The following is an 11,786-nucleotide window of genomic DNA, read 5'->3' on the forward strand; positions in this document are numbered from 1 at the left end:
AGGAACGGAGACGGCATGCGCGTACTGGTCGTGGAAGACGACGCGAGCCTCGGAGAGGCACTCCGGCACGGGCTTAGCCTCGAAGGCTTCGCCATCGACCTCGCCACTGACGGCGACACGGCCCTGATGATGGCCGATGTGAACGACTACGACGTGCTCGTCCTAGATCGTGACCTGCCGGGAACACACGGCGACGAAGTTTGCCGCATTGTGTCGGCACGGCCAGCAGCTCCGCCGATCCTGATGCTCACCGCCGCAGGCACCCTCACTCAGCGTGTGTCGGGGTTTGAACTCGGAGCCGATGATTACCTCCCGAAACCGTTCGAGTTCTCGGAACTCATCGTCCGCCTCCGCGCGCTCGGTCGCCGTGGTCCAGTGAACGTGCCACCCGTGCTCACGCGTCGAGGTGTCGAGCTTGACCTCTTCCGCCGCACAGTGCGCAGAGACGGTGCGACCATCCGCCTCACGCCGAAGGAATTCGCGGTCCTTGAGATCCTGCTGCGCGCGAACGGCGGCGTCGTGAGCGCCGAAACCCTGCTGGAGAAGGCATGGGACGAGAACGCGAACCCCTTCACTAACACCATCCGCGTAACGGTTAGCGCGGTCCGCAAGAAACTCGGCGAACCAGGCATCATCGACACCATCCCCGGCAGCGGATACCGCATTGCGAATGAGGCGTCCGCATGAGCACGCTGAGCCTCAAACACCTCACCTTTCGAGGACGTCTCGCGGTCGCATTCGGGGCCATGGCGTTCGGGGCGGGCGCACTCGTCATTCTGATGCTCTATCTGTTCATGCGCTTCGTTCCCACCTATCTCGTCAGCGAAGCCGCACCCGGCGACACGGCGATCTCCGGGGTGACCTCAACTTCGGCCGAGACTGCAACGCCTGACGGCTTCAATCCCGTCGGTATCGGAGGGAAGGGGTTCGCCGTCATTACAGATGTCGCTGGCCTGCTCGAAACAATGTTGTGGGCCGGCGTCGGCATTCTGCTGCTCATCGCCTTGAGCGCTGCGACGGTGGGATGGTTCATCAGCGGGCGCGTACTCAAGCCACTGCAGCGTATTCGCGACGCTGCACGCCGCGCTGGTGAGGGGACGCTCGATCACCGCATCGCGCTCGAAGGCCCGCACGATGAACTTCGCGACCTCGCCGAAACGTTCGACACCACCCTCGACCGTCTCGAGTCCGCCTTCACCGCGCATCAGCGATTCGCCGCCAATGCAGCGCATGAGCTGCGCACCCCCCTGACCGCGACGAAGACGCTCATCGACATCAACGATGCACACCCGGCCGCCAGCGATCCTGCGGACCTCCTTAATCAGATCAGGATCAACAACGACCGCAGCATCGGCATCGTCCAAGCCCTTCTTGACCTCACCGACCTGGAAACCACACAGATCAACGGCTCCCCGATCGACCTCGCCACGATCGTGACTTCAATCACCTCCGAGGCGGGCCGAGGTGCGGAAGCCGTCCAGAGAATCGGTCCGGCACCCGCAACCGGAGACGAGACGCTACTTCGTGTGCTGATCGAGAACGTGATGCAGAACGCCGAACGCCACAATGACGAACGGCGTGAGATTCTCATCGCGACGGGAACGACGGGTCGATTCGCGTGGGTGCGTATTGAGAACACTGGACCTGTGATCCCCAACGACCTAGTGGACAAACTCGCCGAGCCTCTCTACCGGGGCACCCGAGCAGCACGGGACGGATACGGGCTTGGGCTCTCCATCGCCACCCGTATTGCCGAGGCCCACCGCGGCGCACTCACGATGACCTCCCGCGTCGGCGGAGGTCTCACAGTCGAGCTTCACCTGCCCGGGCGTGGCAGCGTTTCCTCGATCGACTGAACGTCCGAGGTTAGAAGCCTGGGGCGGTGGGCGGTCCCCGTTGCGGGCCTATGCCGTGATGCTCCGAATCCCTTACTGCCTCTCCACGGATCACAGCCGGTATCCGCTTACCTCACACGCTTCTGTGCTCACGATCCCTGAGTCGGGTCGCCACTTTCTTCCTCCGACTCTCGGGCGTTCTGCGTTGGTCTCGTGCTCACCCGCCAGATGAGCCAGCAAGCAGCGCCAACCGCCACGCCGATGACGCTTGACGGGATGAGTTCGCCGACAGATGAACCGATCACCATTCCGAGAGCCAAGCCGATCGACATCAGGAGCGGCAGGTAGCCGTACTGAGCCTGGTTGAGTTCCGGCTTGGAATCAGGGCCCGTGTTGTGTGACATGCGTGCTCCCTTTCTCAGACCCAGCGGAGCCGGGTACACAGTTGTACCCCGCACGGCGAGCGCGGAACATACGTATTTCTGCTTACGCAAGCGTCCGAGTGACACGTTTGCCACGAGGCTGGCCGATCCCGTGCAGCAGCTGGGGCGTCCGCACGACATCGGGCTAGTCGTGTACGGCTTCCGCCCGCTCTTGGGGGCTCTTAACCGCGTGCAGCGCTCGGAGCAACTGTTCTCGACCGTGCTTGCTGCGATGCGCATGTTCATCGATCCAGCCGAAACCGGAGCGGTCACAATTCGGGCTGCCCAAAGACATGCAGGCCCAAGCGACCGCAGTTATGATCCGCAGACCCGCAGCTTCGAACACAGCGACGTTGCCCCCGTCGACCCCGCCATGAAAGCGCAGTTACGGCGTTGACGTGGTCGAGACCGTTCCTGGCCCCTCGGTCGTGCACGACCGAGGGGCGCGGTGATCGCGGCCAAACGATCGCGAGACACCACAGTCATCCAAGCCGATAGCGACCGACGGTATGCGGTCCGGACGGCGAAGGATGGTGGGACGTGCCGATTCACAAGGTATCGACGACGTCAGCAACCCAGCAAGACCGCGCGACCTACCTAACCTTGCGAGCAGGTCAAAGGCTCTGGCTATGACGTGCCGGGGCAGGGTCGCGCGAGGTCTGCACACTCTCTGGTGGCGGACGGTCGCTGTGCGAAGGCTTTGCTCGGTAGCTCTGCGCGAGTCACAGGTCCGCCGAGGTTAGCGCAGGATGCCCCTTCTTCGAGCCTGCTCGATCGCCTCATGGCGAGAACCTGCCCCCAGCTTGCGGTAGACGCTCCTTGCTTGCGATTTCACAGTATTGAGCGTGACGAACTCCGTAGCGGCGATGTCATTCATCGTGGAACCCGATTCAAGTCGGGCGAGCAGGACCGCCTCGCGCTTGGTGAGTCGGATACTCGCGAGGGGAGCGTCGAGATTCCCGGCCGTCGGGAAGTCCGTGGGCAGCCCAGTTGTGCTGCTCCCCGCGATCTCATGAAGGTCTTGAACTGGCACGAGTGATTGGAAGAAGCGGATGCCCAGCGCCGAGGTGATCGCGATCGCGCGATGCAGGGCCCCTCTAGCGTCGAGCGTGTAGCCAGCACGATGCAAGTGAACGGACACGAGCAGCAGCGCCTGCGCCCGAGTCTGCGGCCACAGGTCGGGTCGCGCAAGCAGCTCCTCAAGGTCGCGAACGGCATCTGGGTCGCCGGTAATCAGCGACAGCCGCGCGGCACTGATACGCAGCAGGTGATCCTCAGGATCACCCATACTCAGCGCCTTCTGCGCTGCCGGCACATCATCGGATGCCAACGAAAGATCCGCCACAGCCGAGCGCAGCAAATGCTGCAGTCGACGTGATGTAGGCACGTTGCGATTGTTGTGCATTAAGCGCTGGAGGCGTTCCGCTCCGGTAACGGGGTCGGTGGCGGTGAACGCACGAGCGGCGATGAACGCAGCGAATGGCCATTCAGCGAGGCGCGGATACATCTGTTCGATCGTGCCGAGCAGCGTCACGGCATGTTCGGGTTCGCCACTATGGAACAAGACGGCGGCACGAGCTATGCGTTGGCGCCCCGACATATTGTCGTCGGACTGTGACGAGGACGAGTCACGGCACGCCGCTGTAGAGGCTTGAACCGGGAGGTGACGCAGTAGCGCCCCTGCGCTAACCGCATCTCCTCTCACCGCATGCAGGAACGCGCGTGTGACTTGCACCTCGTGCAAGTCAAGCTGAGCAGTCGTCGCGCCGCGAGCGTCGAGGGTGGTCTCGGCGTCATCGAGTCTGCAGGCCCCTATATAGGCGTCGACCGCCATATCGAGGAGATAACGGATGCCCGCGGCGAACTCCACCTGGTGCGCAGGGGATAGCTGCGGCAGCAGATCCCGCAGCGCATCGGCAGCATCAGCAGCCGCCTCGTACGAAGCTGTGCTCAACAGAATGATGAGTTCGCATCCGGCGCCACGCAACCGTTCCGTGAGATCGCGTTCGGTGGGTTGCTGTCGGAGCCTCTCAAGTGTGAATCGTGCGACTCCCAAGCTCTCCTGCGAGGGCACGCGTTCGATGCGTCGTCTGATCCATAGCCAGACCGCGGCGACCAACGGCTCCTGCAGAACGCTTTCAGCAGTCAGGCGCGCGCTGAACGTGGTCAGCGCCGTTGGCGACACCTCTCGCAGAAGGTGCGCGTGGTCCAGGAACTGATCCCATAGGTCGTCAGGTTGACGGCGCGCGGCTATTGCCGCCAGGAGATCAAGTGCGGTTTCGGGGGAGGCTCCGGGGGAGAGCATGGCGCCAATGTACCGAGAGGGCGATGCGGATCGAGTAGCTATCCATACGCATCAAGTACTAGATACGTGAAGCGCCGTACGTACCCATCATGATCGACCTCCAACGAAGCAGACGCACTCGTGGATGCACGACGTGGGATAACCTCAGAAAACGTTTGTGAGTCCGTGTCGCGAGAGGTGCCAGTGGTAGTCAAGAAGCAGAGCACCCAGCCGTACACACATCCGTTTGCACAAGCGTTGCGACGCGCGATCGAGATCAGAGGCGTCACCCTCACCTGGGTGCATCAAACGCTCTCAGCGCAAGGAGTTTCCACTTCACTCGCGACGCTCAGCTCCTGGAGATCAGGGGCACGGCTTCCTGAAGGGGAGCGCTCTCGGTCCGTAGTGGTAGCACTTGAATCTCTCCTCGGCTTGCCGCATGGCGCTCTCACTGGGTTGATCGGCCCGAGTCGGCGGCCAGGTCGCATTGGTGAGGCAGACTTTCCGTGGGGTGAGCAGCTGGCAGCCGCTGTCGAAGAAGTCGTACACAGCTTTCAGTTGGATCGACCACTTCGTACCCGAGAGCTGGCGACTCAGGTTGTGGCTGATGTGGGACCCCATGGCGGCGTGACCCAGCGCGCGACGCGCTCGCTGTTACAGGCGACGACAGGGGTGGTCACGAGGCTGCCGATCCTTGAAGTTATGCCCTGGTCATCGAATCCTGCGCCCACCTTCCACGCTGTGAGTGGGGGCCGCATAACGGAGACACGGGCTCACTCCAGTGGGCGGGTATTCGGAGCACTTATTGAGTTGGATCAGCCGTTGACCCCTGGAGACTCCGCCATGATCGAGACCATGGTGGAGTTCTCGCCCATGGGTCCACCAGTGCAAGAAGCCGGGCACGGTGTCGGCAGGTCGATCCGCGAGCTGCTGCTGTGGGTGCGGTTCACGCAGGGCGCGCTTCCTGCATGGTGCAACCTGTTGGAGGACAGGCCTGGCGAAGGCCCGCGAGTCACCCCATTGCCCCTGGGTCAAGGCGGTGCCGCGCACGTTGTGCGGGCGCCGTGGGGTCCAGGTGCGCTAGGGATTCACTGGGGCGACAACGCTGCTGCGGGGCGATGAGTCGGCGTCGCTCACCCAACTTCGCACATGTGGAACGCGCTTAAACGCGCTGGGAGGAGGGGATCAGACTCTCTGTCTGTCGCCGGCAGAGCCGCGAAGGAAGTGCGCGGCTTGCATGGTCATTCAACGGGATTGACCTCGAGTTCGGCGAGCCTCTGATGCTGTGCGCACGGGTTGTCGGTTGCCAGTCGGGGAGATGCGCCTGGCGATGGGGCGCGGTGGTGTCGTGAGTGTCCTGTGCACCATGGCGAGGGTGAAATTGAGGGTGAAGTGAGCGTACTGGTTACACCGCGACTGCTCCCCAATGCTTGTGTGGAACACGCTCACACAAGCTGTGAGTCTCGTTAGTCCCTACCCCCAAAGAGTCCCGTCGATTGAGTTCTGTCTCACGCAAGAGTGCGCCGATGTTCACGGACAGAGTGCGCACCTCGCGTGAGGTGTGCAACATATGACGGAAGCGGCTCGCCGACCTCCCTGGAGTTTGAGATGCCTGTCCTTTTGACCATGTGGACAGAGCGTCCACGTCGATCCGCGACTACAGGGATCGACTCGTGAGGGCGCAGATGGCTGCTCGCCGTCCTTCGAACGGACGTCGAACGACGGCGGGGCTCGTTGTCTCGTTGCTCATGTTGTTCGGTCTTGTGACGGTTGGTGCTATCCCCGCTCATGCGGCTGGAAACGTCACGATTGACGATGTTTCGTTCCAGAACAGCACCTTCGCTGATGGCACGCAGCAAGAACTGCACGTCAAGTGGTCCGTACCTGAGGGCGCAACCTCGCCTGTCGTGCTCGAACTCGACTTCCCGGCGGAGTTGCAGGGCACCCCGACCTCTTTCCCGATGCTTGGGCCGGACGGGGAGACAGCCGGAACATGCACGATTACAGCCTCAGGGGCCCAGTGCACTGTTTCGGACGAGTTCCTCCGAAACAACCCGTACGGGGTGTCGGGGGAGTTTTGGTTTAACGTGTCCTCCCAGTTGAAGAACAAGGAGGACATGACTCACACCTTCGACTTCGGTGACTTCAGCCAGACGGTCGAAGTTGACGCGAACCCGAACTGGTGCACAGACAACTGTGAGTACAGCGGTCAGGGACGTGGGAAGTGGGGTTCATACGACAACTCGACCGACATCATTACGTGGACTGTCCAGCTGCCCGCTCCCGCTGATGGAATCCCCGCAGGCAAGGCCATTACCGTGACCGACGTGTTGGACACGTCGAAGTACGAGGTCGTCGCAACCAACGGGTACCCCCGTGTGCGCGAAGGTGGCTCACTGTATTACAACCAGTGGGACCGCCAGGTGGTCAACTACGCGACGAAGACCGCGAGCGAGGTCAGCTGGAGCTCCGATAACCTCACGGCTCAGTTCACGTCTGCACCCGGACGAGCGGGCGACCCTTCGTTGCCCTCCGACGAGGTGGGCACGGGTGGCTCTTTCTACGTCGTGCAGTGGCAGGTGCGTGTCCTCGACGAAGGTAAGGCTGGTAAGTACACCAACGCAGCCAGTTTCACCATCGAAGGGGACGAGGAGCAGTCCACGAGCGGCTCCGCCACTCGTTATCAAGGCGGCGCAAACGCTGTCGGCCGCAACTTTGGCCGGTTCCAGGTGACGAAGGAGCTCACCGGCGACACCGTGCTGAACCCCACTTTCCATGTTGGCTACCGTGCCTTCGACGGTGCTTCCTTGATCGATGAGGGAACCTTCGACATCAAGAACGGCCAGTCCTATGTCAGCCGCGAGTATTTCAAGGGGACGCGAGTTGAGCTGTATGAAGTTCAGCCGACAGGACCCGGCAACGTCACGTGGGAAGCCCCGAAGTTCAGGGATGCGAACGGTGACCCGGTGACGGGAATCACCTTCTCTGTCGACAACGGCAACCTTGGGAAGGTCTCCGAGATCACCCTTGTCAATGAAGCAACCCTGTTGAAGGGATCTATCAACGCCCGCAAGATCGTGGACAACCCAGATGGGGTGACTACAGGTATCGACTCTTACCGCGTCGGTTTTGCGCGAGAGGCGGCGGTCGACAAGGGAATTCAGAATCTCACTGGTGGACAGTTCGTGCTGCCGGCAGACGGCACGCCAGTCACGATCCAGCAGCCGGCTGATGTCGGATACAGCTTCTTCGAGTGGTACACGCCGGCGCCTCCCGGAACAACCTGGGACGAGCCGGTGTACACCGTCAACGGTGCGCCGGTCTCTGAAAACGAGTTCGCTCGCCTGCCTATCGACGGGACAATCGAGCTCACCGTCACGAACCGGATCACTCAGAACGTCGGCAGCTTCTCTGTATCCAAGACTGTGTCTGGCGATGGAACGGGCCTGGTCCCGGAGGGCACCGAGTTCACGGTGCAGTACTCGTACAGTGCTGTGAATGGCTTTGATGGAGGTTCGGGCACGGTTGTCGTGCGTGCCGGACAGCCCGCAACAGTGGTTGATGGCATCCCGGCGGGTGCGACAGTGACTCTCGATGAGGTGCGACCGGTCAACCCGGTTGGAGGGACCTGGGGTACGCCGCAGTTCGATGTTGCTGAGTTCGTTGTGCTGCAGGACCACACGGTCCCTGTCACTCTCGACAACCCAATCTCATGGAACAACGGAACATTCGCGGTTTCTAAGGTCGTCGACGGAGATGCAGCGGATCTTGTGGCTGAGGACGCGGCATTCCAGGTTCGGTACACGTATGAGCTGCCGGAAGACCTTGGTATCACCCCTTCGACCGGCAGCGGAATCCTCACAGTTCTCAATGACGGCCGTCCTGTGTTCGCGGATGATCTGCCGTACGGCACCGAGGTGACGTTGGTCGAAGACCCCGCCCAACCTGTCGCCGGCGCTACATGGGCTGGATCGTCGTTCGATCTGTCCTCGTTCATCATCGGCGATCAGACGACGATTGATGTGACTCTCACGAACACGATCAAGCGAGACCTCGGATCGTTGAGCATTCACAAGGTGGTGACGGGAACCGGACAGCACCTCGTTTCGGGCGACACGACCTTCACGGTTGAATACTCCTACCCTGCGGGCGCGGGATTTGACGCAGGCTCCGGTACCGTCACCGTTCCGCGCTCCGGGGAGCCCGTCGTCATTGACGGGCTGCCCGCGGGGGCCACCGTGACTCTGGCGGAGAAACTGCCGTCGGCAGTCGCGGGCGGAACCTGGCAGCCGGGGGAGTTCACGGGTGGAAACACCGTGACGGTCACGAAGGACTCGGACGTCGCGGTGGAACTGAAGAACGTGATTGACCTCAACACAGGGGCATTCAGCGTTGCCAAGAAGATTGTGGGCGACGCCGCAGCACTTGTGCCGGAAGATGCGGCATTTACCGTTGACTACTCATACCCGGCAGGCGATGGGTTCGAAGCGGGCAACGGAGCGCTGACAGTCTCTGCGACAGGTGAGGTGGTCACCAGTGACCCCCTTCCCTATGGTGCGGTTGTGACTCTGGTCGAAGAGAGCCCGGACGCAATCGAGGGTGCCCAGTGGGGCGAGGCGAGTTTCAGTGTGAACCCAGTTGTGATCGGGGACGGAGAGACCAGTGAGGTAATTCTCACGAACTCCATTGCGCCTACGCCGACGCCGACGCCGACGCCGACGCCGACGCCGACGCCGACGCCTACGCCGACGCCTACGCCGACGCCTACGCCTACTGTGTCTCCGACGCCGTCACAGTCGCCAGCCGTGCCGTCGGTCTCGCCTACGCCGATGTTGCCGTCCACGGGCTCTGCAGACACAGCATGGCTGCTGATCGCGGCTGCGGGCGCGTTGCTGGCGGGTGTTGCAATCATGCGCTCGAGCAGGCGTCTTCGTCAGCAGAGCTGACGAATCGGAGAAGTGTGGTCTGGTCGGCGATCGATTGACGCCGGGCAGGCCGCCTCTTCTGCTCGGACGCGAGAGAAGGACGCCATCGTGCGGAAGTAATCCGCACGATGGCGTCCTTTTGCATGCATGCAACACACGGCCGCCACTACTACCGGAGAGAGTACGCCTTCACCAAGAAAGCTATGAGCAATCGAGTCGACGGTCGCGGGCTCGGGTCCGATCTCACCTGCAAAACAGTTGTCGGTGGCACCGAGCCAGCTAGGGCGTGTCTCCCATATGTTGGGTGAGGCTTGCGGGGTTCTAGCGGAGTGGGGTTGGCGAGGTCGCGCTATCGGGTGCTGAACCGGATTCTCACGGTGGCGGACGCCGCGGGGAAGATCGACTGGGCGGTGTCGGTGGACCCGACGATCGCGCGTGCTCACCAGCACGCGACGAACACGACCCGCCCGGAGCAGGACGCAGGGGGAGGGATCGAATCACAAGGATCTGCCCTGGCACGGGGTTGAACCGCCCGGTCACGGCATCGGCCGCTCCCGCGACGGGCTGACGACGAAGATCCACCAGGCCGTCAACGGACATGGCCGCTCGCTCGCGATGGTCGCCACCGGAGGGCAGCGCAACGACGGTGCCATGCCGACGGAGGTCCTCGCCCAGATCCACGTTCCCCGTTCCGGTCCGGGCAGGCCGAGAACCCGTCCCGAAGCAGTCATCGCTGACCGGGCCTACGCAACCGGTGTGATCCGCACCGAGCTTCGCCGACGCGGGATCAAGACCGTCATCCCCGACAAACGAGATCAGGCTGCTGCTCGGAAACGGACGTGGGAGCGTGGGCGGACGCCCTCCCGGGCTCGACGCCGCCGCTGAAAAGGGTCGCAACGTCGTCGAGCGGTTCTTCGCGTTCGCCAAGCAGTGGCGTGGCATCGCGACCCGCTATGACAAGCTCGCGATCACCGCGAACTTTCGCCGCGCCGGCGCCCGGCTGATGGTGGTCGCCACCGTCGTCGAGACCGTTGATGAGCTTGAACGGACTGCTTCTGCGCTGGTCGCGAGAAGGATGCTGCACGTTCGCCTGACAGCATCACCAGACGCGGTCCTCTCGCGGCTATTGAGGCGGCACAATGACGACGACGCGGCGCTGCGCTGGCACGCACAACGTCGCCCCGAGCTGGCCGGCATCCTGAACTGAGCAGGCTTCACCAACGAGCTACGGATCGACACGACCGACAGGCCCGTTGCCAACATCGCGCACGAGATCCTCGCCGCCATCATCTAATGAGCCTCACGTCCAGACCCGAACGCCCCGTCCGCGGAATGGGAGACACGCTCTAGAGAGCCGCCAAGATACCCTCGCCCTCGGCGCGGACGCTACGGGACGAGAAGCTCCCCAACTGGTCGAGCGCTGGGAAACGGACGTGCAGGCCAACCATCATCGAGGATGAGGCGGGCCAAATGAGCTCTGCCCTCCAGCGTGCAAGGAGCGTTGGCGTGAGTAATGAAGACCCCCGAGGAGCGGATGTGAGATGGTACCCACATCCTCCCGGGGGTCTTCACCTACGTCACGCTTCACAACGTTTCAGGTGGCCCTGAATCGTTATCTCTCGTTGCGGCGCAACAGGTCTCGGATCTCGATGAGAAGCTCCTGTTCCGTCGGCAGCGTCTCCTCCTCGACCGCGGGGTTGCGTGCCGCACGTTGTTCATTCCACTTGTTCATCGGAAGTACAAATACGAAGTAGACGACGAAAGCAACGGCGAAGAAGCTAATGATCGCGCTGATCAAGCTTCCGAGCGGGAATGTCACGCTCTGTCCGTAGAGTCCGGTGAGTTCCGGGCCGAAGTTGCCCGCCTCGTCGGCGACATAGAAGAGGGCGACGAGTGGGTTGATGACGCTCTCAACGACAGCGTTGACGATCGCTCCGAACGCGCCCCCAATCACGACGGCGACAGCGAGATCTATCACGTTTCCCTGCGCGATGAACTCTCTAAAGCCCTTGATCATGAATAGCTTCCTATCTCTATGTGGCTCGAATGGTGCGGGTTGAAGAATCGGGTAGACGCGTATGTAAGGCGACACTCGGTGTGTCGCGCGAGACGGCACACCGCTTCGAGCGGTCCAGCGGTGAAGGAGGTCGGTGCGCAATTCAAGGACGCACCCGCCATTACTGCGGCCCACGAACCATGGCGAGGCGTTAGTTGCAGCGTGGCAACGCTACATGCTGAGAGCGCAGCCGGACCGTCGTAGACCACCCGATGGGGGGTGTGAAAGAAGGGATGAAACTTGACTGACGCGAAGAGGCAGAGG

6 protein-coding genes and 2 pseudogenes are annotated in these 11,786 nt (G+C 62.3%); 5 read left to right on the forward strand and 3 right to left on the reverse strand.

All coding sequences use genetic code 11. The annotated features are described in order from the left end of the window. Positions 1–15: 15 nt before the first annotated feature. Complete coding sequence (locus tag ACIQJ5_RS00690) at positions 16–687, forward strand: response regulator transcription factor (protein WP_402839810.1); 672 nt, start codon at positions 16–18, stop codon at positions 685–687. Further along, on the forward strand, positions 684–1,856 hold the full coding sequence (locus ACIQJ5_RS00695; protein WP_402839813.1) for a sensor histidine kinase: 1,173 nt from the start codon (positions 684–686) through the stop codon (positions 1,854–1,856). Before ACIQJ5_RS00690 ends, ACIQJ5_RS00695 begins: the two co-directional genes overlap by 4 nt. Before the next feature lie 128 nt (positions 1,857–1,984). Here the strand turns inward: ACIQJ5_RS00695 and ACIQJ5_RS00700 are convergent, their stop codons facing one another. Beyond that, positions 1,985–2,239, reverse strand: a complete 255-nt coding sequence (locus ACIQJ5_RS00700) for a hypothetical protein (RefSeq protein WP_402839816.1) — start codon at positions 2,237–2,239, stop codon at positions 1,985–1,987. A gap of 94 nt (positions 2,240–2,333) precedes the next feature. Here ACIQJ5_RS00700 and ACIQJ5_RS00705 point away from each other — a divergent pair. Beyond that, positions 2,334–2,574, forward strand: a pseudogene (locus tag ACIQJ5_RS00705) (3D-(3,5/4)-trihydroxycyclohexane-1,2-dione acylhydrolase (decyclizing)); the annotation flags it as partial. 422 nt (positions 2,575–2,996) lie between these two features. On the opposite strand, the gene ACIQJ5_RS00710 reads toward ACIQJ5_RS00705, so the two are convergent. After that, positions 2,997–4,562, reverse strand: coding sequence for a LuxR C-terminal-related transcriptional regulator (locus ACIQJ5_RS00710; protein ID WP_402839817.1), 1,566 nt, complete (start codon positions 4,560–4,562; stop codon positions 2,997–2,999). 1,652 nt (positions 4,563–6,214) lie between these two features. On the opposite strand from ACIQJ5_RS00710, the gene ACIQJ5_RS00715 reads away from it, so the two are divergent. Continuing rightward, complete coding sequence (locus tag ACIQJ5_RS00715) at positions 6,215–9,487, forward strand: DUF5979 domain-containing protein (protein WP_402839820.1); 3,273 nt, start codon at positions 6,215–6,217, stop codon at positions 9,485–9,487. A gap of 332 nt (positions 9,488–9,819) precedes the next feature. Continuing rightward, positions 9,820–10,478 (forward strand): annotated as a pseudogene (locus ACIQJ5_RS00720) (IS5 family transposase); the annotation flags it as partial. A gap of 600 nt (positions 10,479–11,078) precedes the next feature. On the opposite strand, the gene mscL reads toward ACIQJ5_RS00720, so the two are convergent. Beyond that, a complete protein-coding gene (mscL, locus tag ACIQJ5_RS00725) occupies positions 11,079–11,483 on the reverse strand; it encodes a large conductance mechanosensitive channel protein MscL (RefSeq protein WP_402839823.1) in 405 nt (134 codons plus the stop codon). Positions 11,484–11,786 lie beyond the last annotated feature (303 nt).

It is taken from the genome of Microbacterium sp. GXS0129 (assembly GCF_044769785.1).
Lineage (GTDB): Bacteria > Actinomycetota > Actinomycetes > Actinomycetales > Microbacteriaceae > Microbacterium > Microbacterium nymphoidis.